This is a genomic window from Polaribacter sp. 2405UD43-2 (genome assembly GCF_058147125.1).
On the sequence record NZ_JBYVJX010000049.1, the window covers coordinates 1 to 259 of the forward strand.

1 protein-coding gene is annotated in these 259 nt (G+C 21.2%); it reads left to right on the top strand.

The features are described 5' to 3' along the window. Window positions 1-74: 74 nt before the first annotated feature. A partial coding sequence (locus ACY2RX_RS14710; protein WP_490104731.1) for a hypothetical protein occupies window positions 75-259 on the top strand: 185 nt, incomplete at its 3' end.

Here is a 259-nt window from a genome sequence, read left to right on the forward strand (position 1 = left end):
TTTTTGTTTTAATTAGTTAATTAGTTAATTAAAACTCGATACCAAAATTAGATTATCAAACATTCAAAAAAACTATGAGAAAGAATTTAATTTTTGCTGTTATTACACTATTTGCTTTTCAAATTAATGCTCAGACTCTTAACAAAAAAATTGAAAAATTGTTAGAACTAGATGGAAGTATTAGCAATATAGAAAATCTAATAACTAAAACTATTAAATATCAAAAACAAAGTAATTCTGGAATTTCAGATCATTATTG